Source organism: Serinicoccus profundi (genome assembly GCF_008001015.1).
In the GTDB taxonomy this organism is placed as follows: Bacteria; Actinomycetota; Actinomycetes; order Actinomycetales; family Dermatophilaceae; genus Ornithinicoccus; species Ornithinicoccus profundi.
Map to the genome: position 1 here is coordinate 1,319,238 of NZ_CP042862.1, position 15,581 is coordinate 1,334,818.

At 71.3% G+C, this 15,581-nt stretch carries 11 protein-coding genes and 2 pseudogenes; 6 read left to right on the forward strand and 7 right to left on the reverse strand.

Translation table 11 applies throughout. The features are described from left to right. The first annotated feature begins 253 nt into the window (after positions 1 to 253). Positions 254 to 586 carry a glyoxalase superfamily protein gene (locus FA582_RS06050; RefSeq protein ID WP_084452504.1) on the forward strand — a complete coding sequence of 111 codons (333 nt, stop codon included), beginning with the start codon at positions 254 to 256 and terminating at the stop codon, positions 584 to 586. 302 nt (positions 587 to 888) lie between these two features. On the opposite strand, the gene FA582_RS06055 is transcribed toward FA582_RS06050, so the two are convergent. From FA582_RS06055 to FA582_RS06065, 3 genes are read right to left on the reverse strand one after another with little or no spacing between them, the layout of a single operon-like run. Further along, positions 889 to 1,722 carry a carbohydrate ABC transporter permease gene (locus FA582_RS06055; RefSeq protein WP_010147217.1) on the reverse strand — a complete coding sequence of 278 codons (834 nt, stop codon included), beginning with the start codon at positions 1,720 to 1,722 and terminating at the stop codon, positions 889 to 891. A 2-nt stretch (positions 1,723 to 1,724) separates the two neighbouring features. Beyond that, positions 1,725 to 2,633 carry a carbohydrate ABC transporter permease gene (locus tag FA582_RS06060; protein ID WP_147899772.1) on the reverse strand — a complete coding sequence of 303 codons (909 nt, stop codon included), beginning with the start codon at positions 2,631 to 2,633 and terminating at the stop codon, positions 1,725 to 1,727. After that, entirely contained in the window at positions 2,633 to 3,937 is a 1,305-nt protein-coding gene (locus FA582_RS06065) for an ABC transporter substrate-binding protein (protein ID WP_238705463.1), read from the reverse strand. The genes FA582_RS06060 and FA582_RS06065 overlap by 1 nt, the downstream gene beginning before the upstream one ends. Positions 3,938 to 4,168: 231 nt before the next feature. On the opposite strand from FA582_RS06065, the gene FA582_RS06070 reads away from it, so the two are divergent. Beyond that, on the forward strand, positions 4,169 to 4,963 hold the full coding sequence (locus FA582_RS06070; protein ID WP_238705464.1) for a L,D-transpeptidase family protein: 795 nt from the start codon (positions 4,169 to 4,171) through the stop codon (positions 4,961 to 4,963). A 15-nt stretch (positions 4,964 to 4,978) separates the two neighbouring features. Beyond that, the gene (locus FA582_RS06075; protein ID WP_010147211.1) at positions 4,979 to 5,674 is read left to right on the forward strand and encodes a TMEM164-related integral membrane acyltransferase; all 696 of its coding nucleotides are present in this window, start codon (positions 4,979 to 4,981) and stop codon (positions 5,672 to 5,674) included. On the opposite strand, the pseudogene mmsB reads toward FA582_RS06075, so the two are convergent. The 3 genes and pseudogenes from mmsB to FA582_RS17065 all read right to left on the reverse strand — a co-directional run. Further along, positions 5,647 to 6,818: pseudogene (gene mmsB, locus FA582_RS06080) on the reverse strand (multiple monosaccharide ABC transporter permease). The gene FA582_RS06075 and the pseudogene mmsB sit on opposite strands and share 28 nt — an antisense overlap. Continuing rightward, on the reverse strand, positions 6,815 to 8,350 hold the full coding sequence (mmsA, locus tag FA582_RS06085; protein ID WP_010147209.1) for a multiple monosaccharide ABC transporter ATP-binding protein: 1,536 nt from the start codon (positions 8,348 to 8,350) through the stop codon (positions 6,815 to 6,817). Before mmsA ends, mmsB begins: the two are co-directional and overlap by 4 nt. Positions 8,351 to 8,445: 95 nt before the next feature. Next, positions 8,446 to 8,799 (reverse strand): annotated as a pseudogene (locus FA582_RS17065) (sugar ABC transporter substrate-binding protein); the annotation flags it as partial. On the opposite strand from FA582_RS17065, the gene FA582_RS17070 reads away from it, so the two are divergent. Further along, a complete protein-coding gene (locus FA582_RS17070; RefSeq protein WP_010147207.1) occupies positions 8,800 to 9,474 on the forward strand; it encodes a substrate-binding domain-containing protein in 675 nt (224 codons plus the stop codon). Further along, a complete protein-coding gene (locus tag FA582_RS06095) occupies positions 9,471 to 11,705 on the forward strand; it encodes an acyltransferase family protein (protein WP_010147206.1) in 2,235 nt (744 codons plus the stop codon). The genes FA582_RS17070 and FA582_RS06095 overlap by 4 nt, the downstream gene beginning before the upstream one ends. A gap of 33 nt (positions 11,706 to 11,738) precedes the next feature. On the opposite strand, the gene FA582_RS06100 is transcribed toward FA582_RS06095, so the two are convergent. Beyond that, the gene (locus tag FA582_RS06100; protein ID WP_010147205.1) at positions 11,739 to 12,917 is read right to left on the reverse strand and encodes an acyl-CoA dehydrogenase family protein; all 1,179 of its coding nucleotides are present in this window, start codon (positions 12,915 to 12,917) and stop codon (positions 11,739 to 11,741) included. A 51-nt stretch (positions 12,918 to 12,968) separates the two neighbouring features. Here FA582_RS06100 and FA582_RS06105 point away from each other — a divergent pair, with 51 nt between their 5' ends. Beyond that, positions 12,969 to 15,368: a xanthine dehydrogenase family protein molybdopterin-binding subunit gene (locus FA582_RS06105; RefSeq protein ID WP_029540657.1), complete on the forward strand. Its 2,400-nt coding sequence runs from the start codon at positions 12,969 to 12,971 to the stop codon at positions 15,366 to 15,368. The last annotated feature ends 213 nt before the right edge of the window (positions 15,369 to 15,581 follow it).

Sequence of the window (15,581 nt, forward strand, 5' to 3'; positions counted from 1 at the left end):
GGTGCCCAGGTGAGGCGCTCCGGCGGCCGGACCGATCTTTGCAAGGGCAACCCAGCAGGGCGCCAGTCAGACGACGAGTCACGACCACCGGAGCACTTGCCATCATGTATGTCGGACGAGCGTAGCCGTCCTCCACGCGGCATGATCGGACGAGCGTAGCCGTCCTCAGCGCGGCATGAGCGGTCTTGCGCGCCTTGCCGTCAGGGCGGCGAAATGAGTGCCAGGAGACGGGTCGCTCGATAGCGTTGCTCTCATGACCACCGTCGTACCGATATTGCCTGTAGCTGACGCGGACAACGCTTTGTCGTGGTGGCGGCGCCTGGGGTTCGTCGAGAGCTTCCGGCACCAGTTTGAGACTGACTTCCCCCGATTCGTCGGGATCGAGCGGGACGGGTGCCAGATCTACCTCTCGGAGCACCAAGGTGATGCGTCGGGGCCAGGCCTGATCTATCTGTGGGTCAGCGATGTCGACGCAGTTGCAGCCGAGTTCGGCGCAGCCGTCGAGGACATGCCATGGGCGCGGGACTGCGAAATTAGTGACCCCGATGGCAACCGCGTGCGTGTCGCGACAACTGTTCCGGGCTAGGTGCGCGCTCATCGGCGTGAGGGTGATGTCACGACCCTCGACGCGAGGACTGTCTCGGCGAGCACACCGCGCGTTCGGTGGACCATCCGACTCTCGGCGGATCCGGTCTGTCACGATCATGGCCGTCTCGTCCGCCCCCATCCGCAGCGGGTACGGATCCCCCCGGGTCGCGGGCGTTCGACGCACCGTAGCGTTGATGGCAACCATTGGCGACGCCCGGTGGGGTCCAGGGCAACCATCTGCGACGCTCGGTGGGGTTCAGGGCGACCATCGGCGACGCTCGGTCGGAGGGGGGACGGGGGCTACTCGCTGATGCCGGTGCGCTCGACGCCCTGCACGATCCAGCGCTGGAGCAGCAGGAACATCAGCAGCAGGGGCAGGATGGCGACGAGGGCGGCGGCGAAGAGCAGGCTGACCTGGGAGGTCTGCGCGGTGAGGTAGGTCGACAGGGCGATCTGGACGGTCCACGAGTCGGGGGTGCGCCCGATGACCAGGGGCCACAGGAAGGCGTTCCACGACCCGATGAAGGTGATGGTGCCGATCGCCGCGGCGAAGCCGCCGGAGTTGGGGACGACCACCCGCCAGAAGGTGCCCCACCACGAGAGCCCGTCGAGCGCGGCCGCCTCCTCGATCTCCTTGGGGAAGGAGAGGAAGAACTGCCGGAAGAGGAAGGTGGCCAGCGCCTGGAAGAGCCCGGGCACGATGAGGCCCCGCAGGGTCGAGATCCAGCCCAGGGTCGACACCAGGACGAAGCTGGGCACGAAGGTCACGGCCGCCGGGATGAGCAGGGTCACCGTGATGAGCCAGAACACCGCGTTGGACCAGCGGTAGGGGATCCGCGCCAGCCCGTAGCCGGCCATGCCCGACAGCACGAGCACCCCGACGGTCTGGCTCACGGCGATGAGCGTGCTGTTGAGCAAGGCCCGGCCCATCGGGACGGTCGGGTTGTCGAAGACCGCCCGCAGGTTGCCCCACTCCCACGTGGGCGGCAGCCAGTGCCACGTGGCCGACGTGAGGTCGGCCTCGGTGCTGAACGCCCCGCGCACGAGCAGGTAGAAGGGCACGAGGAAGAGCAGCGTCCCGAGCCCAAGCAGGACCCGGCGGAGCACGGCATACCGACGACGTTCGTGCAGCATCCTCAGTCCCTCCCGCCGAGTCGCAGCAACCGGGTCTGGGCCAGCGCCAGCGCCGCGATGAGCACGGTGAGGATCACCGCGCCCGCGCTGCCGTCACCGAAGTTCTGCCCCGTCCCGAGCGCCGTGTAGTAGAGGTAGACGAGCGGGGGACGGGCGTAGGGCGGGTAGCCGCCGAAGCCGGACAGGATGTTGTAGAACTCGTCGAAGGCCTGGAAGGCATTGATGAGCAGCAGGAGCAGCACGGCCGTCGACGCCGGGACGAGCTGCGGCCAGGTGATGTGGCGGAAGACCTGCCAGCCCTCGGCGCCGTCGATCGCGGCCGCCTCGTAGAGGTTCGTCGGGACCCGCTGGAGGGCGGCGAGGAAGAGGATCATGTAGAAGCCCACCTGCAGCCAGAGCCGGGCCGAGACGATGACGAGCCAGTACCACGGCGGGTCGGTGAGGGACAGCCACGGGATCGGGCTCGCGCCGACGAGGCCGAGGAGGGCGTTCGCGACGCCGGAGCGCATCCCCGAGAAGATCGACATCTTCCAGATCAGTGCCGCGACGACGTAGGAGCACGCCACGGGCAGGAAGAACACGGACCGGAAGAACGCCTGCATCACCCGGGTCCGCGCGACGAGCACGGCGGTGAGCAACGACAGGGCGAAGGTCGTGGGGACGATGAAGGCCGCGAAGACGACGAAGGTGAGCAGCGAGTCGCGGAAGGCCCGGTCGGTGAGCATGTCGCGGTAGTTCGCCATCCCGACGAACTCGGTCGGCGTCACCGTGTTGTAGGCCTCGAAGAAGGAGAGGTAGATGCTCCAGCCGATGGGCACATAGATGAAGAGCACCAGGCCGGCGAAGAACGGGCCGACGAAGACCCAGAACCACAGGTTGACGTCCTGGCGACCACGGAGCCGCGCGAGCATCAGCCGGTGACCCGCTCCAGCTCGTCCTCGACGATCGGCACCAGCGCGTCCAGCTCGGACTGCGGGTCGGCACCGTCACGCACGATGCGGCTCATCATGTCGCTCCACGCGGTCGCGCTCCGGGGGGTCCACAGCAGCGGGGTCTGGGCGTGGCCGAACTCCTTGACGTAGGACGCCGCGTCCGCAGCGGGCCCGGAGGACAGCACGTCGGCCTCGGGGATGAGGCTCACCCGGGAGGGCACGTGGAAGCCGTAGGCGGTGGCGAAGTCGAGCTGCTTGTCGGTCTGCTCGATCCACAGCCACCGCACGAACGCCTTGGCCGCCTCCACGTCCGCCGCGCGGGTCGACACGCAGGCGCCGTAGGCCCCGACCGGGACCGAGGGTGCGCCGCCCTCCAGGACGGGCCAGGGGATCGCGCCGAAGTCGTCGCCGAGCGCCTCGCTGATGGCCGGGAAGGTCCACAGCCCGGTCCACTGCATCGCCGCCCGGCCGGAGATGAAGGCCTCCGCGTCGAACCAGTCCTTGGCCTCGCCGAGCAGCAGCGTCTCGTCGGTCCACAGGGTCCGCAGCGTCGACAGGGCCTCCGCGGCGCCGGCGTCCTGGAAGCCCACCCGGTCGCCGTCGAGGTAGTCCAGCCCGGCCGCCCAGAGCATCGGGCCACCGAGCAGGCCGGCCCCGCCGTCGTTGCCGAGGAAGAGCCCCTTGACGTCGCCGCGGGTCAGCTCCTGCGCCGCCGCCAGTAGCTCGGGGATCTGCTGCGGGGGCTGCACGCCGGCCTCCTCGAGCAGGCTCTTGCGGTAGACCAGCACCTGCATGTCGAGGACCTGGGGGACGGCCCAGATCCGGCCGTCGTAGCTCATCCGTTCGATGAGCGAGGGGGTGAAGTCGTCCAGGGTGTCCCCGAAGAGGTCGGTGAGGTCGGCGACCTGCTCGCCGCGGATCATGTCGATCGTCGGGCCGTTGCCGTACTCGAAGACATCCGGTCCGGAGTCGGTGAGCAGCGAGGCCGCGGTGGACTGGTCGTAGTCGCCGGGCTTCCACGAGACGGTGACGTCGGCGGCGTCGTACTCCGCGGCATACCGCTCGACGGCCTCCTGGGTGCCGGCCTCGCCGTACTGGTGGTACCACTGGGCGATGCTCGGGCGGCCTGCGCCGCTCGCGCTGCCACCGTCCGGGGTCGGGGTGCCGCCGCGGCCGGTGTTGTCGCCGCACGCCGCGAGGGTGGCGCCGAGCGCGCCCACGCCGCCGAGCGTGAGCAGGCGGCGACGGGACAGGGGTGGCATCGGGCGGTGGGGGCGGGCCATCGTGGTCCTCCTGGTGCGGGTGCGGTGGCAACCTGACGTGAGTGTCAGCATATTCCGCGACGCGGCCGCCGGGATCACCGTGACGGGTGAGGTCACGATTCGGCAACATCGGGAGGGGCGGGCAACGTCGGCGCAGGCCGGTCGCGTCTACTGGTGAGGAATCCGACGAAGGGGAGCACGATGAGCAGGCAGAGGTATGCCGTCATGACCGGGCGGCTCCGGGGAGCACCATTGCCTCGGCGCGCCCTGGTCAAGGGCGGTGCGGGGCTGATGGCCGGGGCTGTCGTCGGTGGACTGCAGGACGACGGGGGTCTCTTCCTGGTGCCGCCGGAGCCCGAGCCAGAGCCGGAGCCCGTCGAGCCGGAGCCGGAGCCGGAACCTGTCGAGCCCGAGCCGGAGCCGGAGCCCGAGCCCGTCGAGCCGCCCCCGCCGCCGGTGCTGGAGCGGGGCAGCGGGGGAGAGGCCGTCTGGCTGCTCCAGGAGGAGCTCAACGCCGCGGGCTACTGGTGCGGGCCCCCCGACGGAGGGTTCGGCCACCTCACCCAGCAGGCCGTGTGGGCCGTGCAGAAGGCGCACGGCCTGTGGCGCGACGGCGTCGTCGGTCCCGGCACCCGGGCGGCCCTGGCCACCGGCTACCGGCCGGCGCCGGCCTACGGCGGCGACCACGTCGAGGTCCACCTGGCCTCCCAGCTGCTGCTCGTCGTGCGCGGCGGGGCCACGCTCATGACGCTCAACACCTCCACCGGCAACGGTGAGTCCTACACCTTCAAGGACAAGGACTACGACGCCAAGACCCCGACGGGCGACTACACCGTCTGGCTGACCCACAGCAAGGGCTGGCAGGACGGCGAGCTGGGGGAGATGTACCGCCCGATGTACTACTCCGGCAACTACGCCATCCACGGCTCGGAGTCCATCCCGCCGGTCCCCGCGTCGCACGGGTGCGCGCGCATCTCGGTGCCCGCGATGGAGATGTTCTGGTCGCAGGGCCTGCTCGCCAAGGGCCACCGCGTCATCGTCCTCTGACCACGGGCGCCTCGCGTGGGTGACTTCCTCGACCCCGAACCGGGCTGGATCACCATCGGGGGACGCGAGCACCTCGTCTACGTCCTCGGGCTCGTCGTGCTGGCGCTCGCCCTCGTCTGCGGCCGTCGGGTCGTCCGGGAGCACGCGGTCGGGGTCCGGGCGGCCCTCGCGGTGGTCGTGGTCGCCCAGCAGGTCGCTCTCTACGGTCTCTACCTCGCGACCGGCTGGGACCCGGCCGAGACGCTGCCCCTGCACATCTCTCGGGTCTCGGCACTGCTCGGCCTCGGCTACCTCCTCACCGGCAGCAGGCGGGTCATGGACGTGCTGTTCTACTTCGGTCTCTGGGCGTGGGCGAGCTTCGCCTACCCCCAGCAGATCCAGCCGCCGACGACCCTGCTGGGCGTGAGCTTCTTCGTCAACCACGCGATCACGCTGCTCCTGCCCGCCCTCGCCTGGATCACCACCGACTGGCGACCCAGCATCCGAGCCCTGTGGCGGGCGCTCGGCTGGTTCGGCGTCTACCTCGGCGTGGCGGTCATGGCCAACCGCGCCTTCGGCGGCAACTACTTCTACCAGCGCGAGCGACCGCTGCTGCCGTGGCTCGAGCAGCCGTGGTACCTCCTGGTCTCGGTGCTGGCCACGGTCGCGCTCTTCTGGCTCGGGTATGCCGTGAGCCGGCTCGCTCAGTTGCCGGCGCGCCGCTTGTTGTAGACGTCGAAGGCGACGGCGAGCAGGAGCACCAGGCCCTTGACGACCTGCTGGATGGACTGGTCGACACCCATGAGCTGCATGCCGTTGCTCATGACGGCCATGATGAGGCCGCCGATCATCGCTCCCGTCACCCGGCCCACGCTGCCGGTCACGGCGGCGCCGCCGATGAAGCAGGCCGCGATGGCGTCCAGCTCGAACATGTTTCCCGCGCCCGGCTGGGCGTCGTTCATCCGTGAGGAGAAGACGATGCCGGCGATCGCGGACAGCAGGCCCATGTTGACGAAGATGAGGAAGTTGACCTTGCGCACCTTGACGCCCGAGAGCCGGGCCGCGGTGAGGTTGCCACCGATGGCGTAGACGTTGCGGCCGAAGACCGTCTTCTGGGTGATGAGGGCGTAGATGAGGATGAGCACCGCCAGCAGCACCAGGACGTTGGGCAGCCCGCGGCTCTGGGCCAGCTGGTAGCCGAACCACATCACGACACCGGCGACCGCCAGCACCTTGAGGGCGAAGAGCGGCATCGCCTCGACCTCTTGCTTGTCGGCGACGGCGGCCTGACGCTGCCGCCAGGCGTTCACGGCATACCCCACGACGGCGATGCCGAAGATCACCAGGGTGAAGACGTCCACGCCATAGCCGCCGAGCAGGCCGTTCTGGAAGCCGTTGGCGATCTCGTAGTAGGTCCCGCCGAAGGGGGAGAGCGAGATGTTGTCCAGCACCTGGAAGGTCAGCCCGCGGAGGATGAGCATGCCGGCCAGCGTCACGATGAAGGCCGGGATCCCGACGTAGGCGACCCAGAAGCCCTGCCAGCACCCCGCGAGCAGCCCGACGGCCAGCGCGGCGAGCGCACCGACCCACCACGGCTGACCCGACCGGATCGAGACGACCGCGGCGGTGGCGCCGGTCAGCGCCACGAGGGAGCCGACCGAGAGGTCGATGTGCCCACCGATGATGACGATGATCATGCCGATGGCCAGGATGAGGATGTAGGAGTACTGCAGGACGATGTTGGTGAGGTTGCCCGGGAGAGGAAGTTCGGGTGCAGCACCGAGAAGAGCGCCACGATGGCCACGAAGGCGACGAAGATGCCGCTCTGGCGCAGGTTGCTGGTGAGCAGCTCCTTGAGGTTCATGGTCCCGGTCATCGGGAGGCCCCTTCCTTGACGGTGGTCATGAGTGCCATGAGGCGCTCCTGGGTGGCGTCGGCGACCGGCACCTCGCCGGTGATGCGCCCGAACGCGAGGGTGTAGATGCGGTCGCTGATGCCGAGCAGCTCGGGCAGCTCGGAGGAGATGACGATGACGGCCTTCCCGGCCGCGACCATCCGGTTGATGATCGTGTAGATCTCGTACTTCGCCCCGACGTCGATGCCCCGGGTGGGCTCGTCGAGGATGAGGACGTCAGGGTCGGTATAGAGCCACTTGGCCAGGACGACCTTCTGCTGGTTGCCGCCGGAGAGCTTGCCGACCGTGGACAGCACGCTGGGGGTCTTGGTGTTGAGGCTCGTGCGGTAGTCCTGGGCGATCTTGAGCTCCTCGAGCCCGTTGACCCACCCCAGCCGGGAGAGCTTGAAGAGTCCGGCCGCCGAGGTGTTGTGCCGCACGTCGTCGATGAGGTTGAGCCCGTAGGCCTTGCGGTCCTCGGTGGCGTAGGCGACGTCGTGGGCGATGGCCTCGTCGACGCTGCGCATCGTGATCTGCTTGCCCTGCTTGAAGACCCGGCCGCTGATGTTGCACCCGTAGCTGCGTCCGAAGAGGCTCATCGCCAGCTCGGTGCGCCCGGCGCCCATGAGTCCGGCGATCCCGTTGACCTCACCGGCGTGCACCGTGAAATCGGCCTTGTCGATGATGAGCCGCTCGGCCTGGGTGGGGTGGTAGACCGTCCAGTCCTCCACCCGCAGCATCTCCTCGCCGATGGTCGACTCGCGCTCGGGGAAGCGGTGCTCCAGGTCGCGTCCGACCATGCCGCGGATGATCCGGTCCTGGGTCGACTCCGGCTCGCTCATGTCGATGGTCTCGATCGTCCTGCCGTCCCGGATGATCGTCGTGCGGTCGGCGATCTCGCCGAGCTTGTGCGAGATCATGATGCAGGTGACGCCCTGCTCCTGGAGCTGTCGCAGCAGGCTGAGCAGGTGCCCGGAGTCGTTGTCGTTGAGCGCGGCCGTCGGCTCGTCGAGGATGAGCAGCCGCACGTCCTTCGACAGCGCCTTGGCGATCTCGACGAGCTGCTGCTGGCCCACCCCGATGTGGTTGACCTGGGTGACGGGCAGCTCCTTGAGGCCCACCCGCTCCATGAGCTCGGCGGCGTCCCGGTTGGTCCGGTGCCAGTCGATGAGCCGCCCCGGGCCGAGCCGCTCGTTGCCGAGGAACATGTTCTCGGCGATCGACAGGCGCGGCACCAGCGCCAGCTCCTGGTGGATGATGACGATGCCCTGGGCCTCGCTGTCGTTGATCGAGGAGAAGCGCACCTCCTCGCCGTCGAAGCGGATCTGCCCGTCGTAGGAGCCGTGCGGGTAGACCCCGGACAGCACCTTCATCAGGGTCGACTTGCCGGCGCCGTTCTCGCCGCAGATGGCGTGGATCTCGCCGCGCCGAACTTCCAGGGTGACGTCCTCCAGGGCCTTGACGCCCGGGAAGGTCTTGGTGATCCCCTGCATCTCCAGGATGGTGTCGCTCATCGTTGCCTCCACGTCGGGTCGGACCGGGTATGCCGTGCCTGCCCGCCGCGGCCGCCCGCGCCGGTCGGGCGCGGGCGGCTGCGGCGGGGCGGGGCTCACTCGGCGACGCCGGCGTCGACCTCCTCCTGGGTCCAGTAGCCGGAGTCGATGAGCATCTCGGTGATGCCGTCCTGGTAGACGACGTCGGACTCGAGGAGGAACGACGGGACGACCTTGACGCCGTTGTCGTAGCTCTCGGTGTCGCTGGCCTCCGGCTCGCTGCCGTCGAGGTAGGCCTCGACGCTGACGATCGCCTGCTCGGCCAGCTTGCGGGTGTCCTTGAAGATCGTGGCGTACTGCACGTCGTCGTTGATGAGCTTGACCGAGGCGATCTCGGCGTCCTGGCCGGACACGATGGGCAGCCCCTCCTCGACGGTCGGGCCCATGCCCGCGTTCTGCAGCGCCGCGACGTGGAAGGGCTGGCGGTCATCGCGCCCACCGACGGGCAGGCCGAGATGGTCGCCGGGCTGGTCGGGCAGCTCCCGGTGGTGGCGGTCGAGGGGCGCCTGGCCGACGAGGTCCCCTTCGTGTCCAGCGACAACGAGGCGGGCGGCCGGATGGTCGCCGACCACCTGCTCGAGCACGGGCACCGGGTCATCGCCCACGTGAGCGGCCCGGAGGACTGGGGCGAGGCGCGCCAGCGCAGCGCCGGGTGGGCCCGGCGGTTGGACGAGGCCGGGGCCGAGCCCGGCCCCCGGTGGGCCGGGGACTGGGGCCCCGGCTCGGGCTACCGGGCCGGGCAGGAGCTGCTGGCGCACCCGCGCTGGCCGGAGGTGACCGCGGTCTTCGCGGCGAACGACTCGATGGCGCTCGGGCTCATGGCCGCGCTGCACCAGAGGAGGGTGGAGGTGCCGCAGCGGGTCAGCGTCATGGGCTATGACAACACCCCGGAGAGCGGCTGGTTCTTCCCGGCGCTCAGCACCGTCGAGCAGCAGTTCGACGCAGTCGGAGCGGCGGCCGTGGAGCGGCTCGTGGCCCTGCTGGAGGGAGGGGCGGAGTCGGAGGACCTCCTCGTGCCGCCACGGCTCGTCTCCCGGTCCAGCGTGGCCAGGGAGGGCAGCAGGTCACTAGACTCCGCGGGGTGAGCAGGGTCGTCGGTCGCCGTCCTCGGCCCGGTTTCCGACCTGACATCGAGGCGATGCGCGCCATCGCGGTCCTGCTCGTCCTGCTGTACCACGCCGGGGTGCCCTGGCTGCCCGGTGGCTTCTCCGGGGTCGACGTCTTCTTCGTCGTCTCCGGCTATGTCATCACCGCTTTGCTCGTGGGCGAGGTGCGCCGGACCGGATCGGTCGACCTCCCCCGCTTCTGGGCCCGCCGGGCCCGGCGCCTGCTCCCCGCCTCCGCCCTCGTGCTGGCGACGACGGTGCTGCTGACGCTGGCGTGGGTGCCCCAGGTCAGGTGGCGCGAGATCGGCTGGGACGTCGTGGCCTCCGGCCTCTACGTCATCAACTGGCGCCTGGCCGACCGGTCCGTGGACTACCTGGCCGAGGACTCGGTGGCCTCACCGGTCCAGCACTACTGGTCGCTGGCGGTCGAGGAGCAGTTCTACCTCCTCTGGCCGGTGCTGCTCCTGGCGGCCGCGTGGCTGGCGCGCAGGCTCGGGCGCGACGTCGTGGCGGTGACCGCCCTCGTGCTCGCCGTGGCGGTCGTGCTCCCCTCCTTCGGCTGGGCGCTGCACCTCACCGCCGTGAGCCCGGACGAGGCCTACTTCGTCACCCCCACCCGGCTGTGGCAGCTCGGTGCGGGGGCGCTGGTCGCCCTCGGGGGTGCGTGGTGGGCCAGGGTCCCGGTGCCGCTGGCCACCGGGCTCGCCTGGGCCGGACCGGTCGCGGTGTTCGCCGCCGGCGTGCTGGTCGACGCGCAGACCCCGTGGCCCGGGTGGGCGACCCTCGTCCCGACCCTCGGCGTCGCGGCGATGCTCGTCGGTGGTGTCCGGGCCTCCGCCGCCCTGGGCCCGGCCCGGCTCTACGCCTGGCCCGTGCTGCAGTGGATCGGCGCCCTGTCCTACTCGCTCTACCTCTGGCACTGGCCGCTGATCGTCCTGGCGGAGGCGCGCTGGGGAGAGCTGTCGGTCTGGGCCGGCCTCGGGGTGGTGGTCCTCAGCGCGGTCCCGGCCACGCTGGGCTACCTGCTGGTGGAGCAACCCGTGCGCCACGCCTGGGGTCGGTGGGCCCTGCCCCGCACCGGTCTCGCGATCGGCCTCGTGTGCACGCTGCTCGCGGCCGGCTCCGGCGGCCTTCTCGTGCGCGAGATCGACCGGCAGGTCCGCGCCAACGAGGCCGTCGCGGGCGAGGCGGACGGGGCCGGGGCGCTGACCGGTGAGCGCGCGCCCTCGCCGAGCACCCCGGCCGGCGCGCGCAGCGGCAGCCGCGCGGGCGAGCAGGTCGGAGGACTGGACGAGCAGACCGACGGTGGCGGCGACGAGGCTGGGGACGGGACGCAGGAGGAGCCCGAGGAGCGCCAAGTGCCCGGCGGCACGGCCGGTGCCCCCTCACCGGACCTCGGTGGGCTGGACCTCTCACCGGAGGCGATCACCCCGGACCCGCTGGAGGCTACCCGCGACCTGCCCTCCCTCTACGACGAGGGCTGCGACGCCACGGACGAGGAAGTGGTGCGCTGCGACTACGGCGACCGCGACGGCGACCTGCACGTCGCCGTCGTCGGTGACTCCAAGATCGCCCAGTGGGCCAGCGCGCTGGACCTCGCGGGCCAGGAGCGCGGCTGGCGGGTTGACGTCTACTACCGCTCGGCCTGCCCGTGGTCGGCCACCCTCGTGCAGGTCGCGGACGAGGAGGCCGCGCAGGCGTGCCGACGGTGGGGCGCCGAGGTGGGGCAACGGCTGCTGGAGGAACCGCCCGACGTCGTTCTGACCTCCTCCGTCAAGTCCCGCGGCGTCGGCGCCGACGGCGAGCTGTCGGGGCGGGCGCTGGCCGACGGTATGGCGCAGCGCTGGCAGGAGATCGGGAGCGCCGGCATACCCGTCGTCGCCCTGGCGGACACCCCCCAGCCGAGGATGCAGGTCTACGCCTGCGTGGCCGACCACCGCGACGACCTCGGCCGGTGCGCCATCGACTACAACCGGGGCAGCGGCACCGGCCCCCTCCTGCGGGCCGTCGAGGCGGTCCCCACATCGAGCTTCGTCACGATGAACGACTGGGTGTGCCCGGGTCAGGACCGGTGCCCACCGGTCGTCGGTGGTGTGCTGGTCTACCGCCAGGGGAGCCACATCACGGACACCTATGCCCGCTCCCTGACCGACGTGCTCGCGGACCGGCTCGAGGCGGCCTTCGCCGAGCTGGGGGTCGAGGCCGCCTGAGGGGTCTCGCGTCGTCGTGGGCGGCCCGGCGTTCTAGCGGTAGGTCTGCTCGCCGGTGAGCGCCTGCCCCACGACGAGGGTGTGCATCTCGGCCGTGCCCTCGTAGGTGAGGACCGACTCCAGGTTGGCCGCGTGCCGCATGATCGGGTAGTCGCCGGAGATGCCGTTGGCCCCGAGGATCGTGCGCGCCGTCCGGCAGATCTCCAGCGCCGCCCCGACATTGTTGAGCTTGCCGACGCTGACCTGCTCCGGCCGCAGCCCGGCGCGGTCCTTGAGCCGCCCGAGGTGCAGCGCGAGCAGCATCCCGGTGGCCCACGACTGGTGCATCTGCGCCAGCTTGGCCTGGGTGAGCTGGAAGGCGCTGATCGGGCGGTCGAACTGCTCGCGGGTGCCGGCATACTCCAGCGCGGTGAGCAGGGCCGAGCGGGCGGCGCCCATCGCGCCCCAGACGATGCCGTAGCGCGCCTCGGACAGGCAGGACAGCGGACCCTTGAGCCCCCGCACGCCCGGCAGGACGGCGTCCTGCGGCAGCCGGACCCGCTCCAGCACGATCTCCCCGGTGACCGAGGCCCGCAGCGACATCTTGCGGTGGATGGTCGGCGTGCTCACCCCCGGGGTCGAGGTCGGGACGACGAAGCCGCGGATGCCGTCGTCCGTGCGTGCCCAGACCACGGCGACCTCGGCGAGTGGGGCGTTGGTGATCCAGGTCTTGGCGCCGTCGAGGACCCAGTCGGTGCCGTCGCGACGGGCGCGGGTGGTCATCGAGCCCGGGTCCGACCCATGGTCTGGCTCGGTCAGGCCGAAGCAGCCGATCGCCTCGCCGCGAGCCATCGGGGGCAGCCATGACTGCTTCTGGTCCTCGCTGCCGTAGGCGTGGATCGCGTGCATCGCCAGGGAGCCCTGCACCGAGACGAGGGAGCGGATACCGGAGTCGGCGGCCTCCAGCTCGGTGCACGCGACGCCGTAGTCGACCGCGCTCATCCCGGCGCAGCCGTAGCCCTCGAGGTGCATCCCGAGCACCCCGAGGCGGCCGAACTCCAGGGCCAGCTCGCGAACCTGCTCCGGGGCCAGGTCACCGGCCTCGTACCACCCGGCGACGTGCGGGAGGACGAGCTCCGCGCAGGCGGCGCGGACCGAGTCGCGCACGGCGCGCTCGTCGTCGTCGAGCAGCGAGTCCAGGTCGAGCAGGTCCAGGGAGGGGGCAGCAGGCATACCCCCATCATGCCGGTCGCCGACAGCTCGCGCGGGAGGCAGGATGGGGGCATGAGCGAACTCCTGCGCGGGACCTCCATCCTCGGCACCGAGGTGCGCCGGGTGGAGGACCCGGACCTGCTCCGCGGCCGCGGCACCTTCGTCGGGGACCTCGACCTGGACGACCCCGACGTGCTGCACGCCGTGTTCGTCCGCAGCCCCGTGGCGCACGCCCGGATCGCCGGGATCGACGCCGCGGAGGCCGTCGCGGCCGACGGTGTCGTCGGCGTCTTCACCGCCGACGACCTGGGCTCGGACCCGGTGCCGCCCTTCGCCCAGATTCATGACCGGGTGGCGCGCACCGCGCTCGCGGTGGACCGGGTGCGCTTCGTCGGCGACCCGGTCGCTCTCGTCGTGGCGCGGTCCCGGGCGGCGGCCGTGGACGCGGCCGACCTGGTGGACGTGGACTACGACGAGCTCGAGGTCGTGGTCGATCTCGAGGACGCGCTCGACCAGGACGCCGTGCAGCAGTTCCCCGAGCTCGGGACCAATGTCGTGCTCGCGGTCAAGGACCCCGACGGCGAGCCGGACGTGCTCGCCGGGGCGCACCGGGTGGCGCGGCTGCGGATGGAGAACAACCGGATGGCGACGAGCCCGATCGAGGGCCACGGCATCCTCGGCCGGCCGACCGCCAGCGGCGGCGCGGCGGACGACGCCGACGCAGAGGTGACCGGTCTCGACGTCGCCCTCGCGACGCAGCACCCGCACCTGGCGCACCGGCTGCTCGTCCGGTGGACCGGGCTCTCCCGCGAGGCGGTGCGGGTGCGCGCCCCGCACGTCGGGGGCGCCTTCGGCGGCAAGGCCGGGATCATCCCCGAGCACGCGGCCGTGGTGCGCGCCAGCTGTCAGCTGGGGCGTCCGGTCCGCTGGGTGGAGACCCGCAGCGAGACGATGCTGTCGATGACCAGCCGCGGCCAGGTGCAGTACGTCGAGGTCGGGCTGGACGAGGACGGCACGATCACCGGGATGCGGGCCCGCCTGGTGGGGGACTGCGGCGCCTACGCCGGCTTCGGTGGATCCTTCGCCAGCGGGTCGACCCGGACGATGTCGGAGGGGTCCTACGTCATCCCGGCGCTGCGCTACGAGGCGGTGTCGGTCATGACCAACACCGCGCCCACCGGCGCCTTCCGCGGGGCCGGGCGACCGGAGGCGGCGGCCATGGTGGAGCGCGCGATGGACCACGCCGCGCGGGTGAGCGGACTGACCCCGGAGGAGTTCCGCCGGCGCAACTTCGTCGCCGCGGACGCCTTCCCCCGCACCACGAAGTTCGGCGCGCGCTACGACACGGGGGACTACGCCAAGGCCCTCGACGCGGCGCTCGAGGCGGCCGGCGTCGAGGAGCTGCGCGCGGAGCAGGCTCGGCGTCGGCAGGAGGGGAGTGCCTGGCAGCTCGGCATCGGCATCGCCAGCTATGTCGAGATCACCGGCTTCGGCGGCTCGGAGTATGCCGGGATCCGGGTGGACCGGGACGGCTCCCTGACCGTCATGGCCGGCACGTCGGCCCACGGGCAGGGGCACGCCACGGCCTTCTCCATGCTCGTCGCCGACCAGCTCGGGGTGCCGCTGGAGCGGGTGAGGTACGTCCAGTCGGACACCGCCCTGGTGCGCTCCGGCGGCGGCACGGGGGGTGCGCGCTCGCTGCAGCTGGGCGGTAGCGCGGTGCTGGGCGCGGCGGTCGAGCTGCGCGAGCAGGCGACCCGTCTGGCCGCCGAGCTCCTCGAGGTCGCCGACGCCGACGTGGAGCTGGTGGAGGGCAGCTTCGGTGTGCGCGGGGTCCCCGGTGCGTCGCTTACCTGGGAGGAGGTCGCGGCGCACGCCCACGACCAGGGTGAGGGCCTCGTCGTCGACCACGACTTCACGCAGGACGGCTCGACGTTCCCCTTCGGCACCCACGTGAGCGTCGTGGAGGTCGACGTCGAGACCGGTGCGGTCCGGTTGCTGCGGCACATCGCGGTCGACGACTGCGGCACTGTGGTCAACCCGCTGCTGGTCCGCGGCCAGCAGCACGGTGGCTGCGTGCAGGGCATTGCGCAGGCGCTCTTCGAGGAGTTCCGCTACGACGAGTGGGGCAACCCGATCACCGGGACCTTCGCCGACTACACCCTGCCCACGGCGGTCGACGTGGTGCAGCTCGAGACGAGCCTGACCACCACCCCGACCGACCGCAACCCGCTCGGGGCCAAGGGCATCGGCGAGGCCGCGACCGTGGGGTCGACGCCGGCGGTGCAGAACGCCGTCGTCGATGCGGTCGCTCACCTGGGGGTGCGTCACGTCGACCTACCGTGCACCCCGGAGCGGGTGTTCCGGGCGATCCAGGAGGGGGTGGGCGGGGAGCAGGACCCGTGGCGCGAGCCGCCTGCGATCTTCGACGACCTGCCCGACCTGAACGCGGTGGACGACGTCGAGGTCTGACCTCGGCCCGGCTGGCCGATGGGGGTCGCGGCGAGCGGCCGGGTCAGTGGCCCTCGCGGCGCGGCGCTCTCGCTCCAGGCCTGATGGCCTTGTGGGACAGGCACTTTCGACGGGCGGTGCGCAGGGTGGCGGTCAGCGGCCCTCGCGGCGCAGCGATCTCGCGACAGGCCCGATGGCCTTGTGGGACAAGCATCTTCGCCGGGCGGTGCGCAG

Excerpts from the sequence above, each read along its gene's own strand:
- FA582_RS06050 (WP_084452504.1), top strand. The coding sequence starts at position 254 with ATGACCACCGTCGTACCGATATTGCCTGTAGCTGACGCGGACAACGCT.
- FA582_RS06055 (WP_010147217.1), bottom strand. The coding sequence starts at position 1,722 with ATGCTGCACGAACGTCGTCGGTATGCCGTGCTCCGCCGGGTCCTGCTT.
- FA582_RS06060 (WP_147899772.1), bottom strand. The coding sequence starts at position 2,633 with ATGCTCGCGCGGCTCCGTGGTCGCCAGGACGTCAACCTGTGGTTCTGG.
- FA582_RS06065 (WP_238705463.1), bottom strand. The coding sequence starts at position 3,937 with ATGGCCCGCCCCCACCGCCCGATGCCACCCCTGTCCCGTCGCCGCCTG.
- mmsA (WP_010147209.1), bottom strand. The coding sequence starts at position 8,350 with ATGAGCGACACCATCCTGGAGATGCAGGGGATCACCAAGACCTTCCCG.
- FA582_RS06100 (WP_010147205.1), bottom strand. The coding sequence starts at position 12,917 with ATGCCTGCTGCCCCCTCCCTGGACCTGCTCGACCTGGACTCGCTGCTC.
- FA582_RS06105 (WP_029540657.1), top strand. The coding sequence starts at position 12,969 with ATGAGCGAACTCCTGCGCGGGACCTCCATCCTCGGCACCGAGGTGCGC.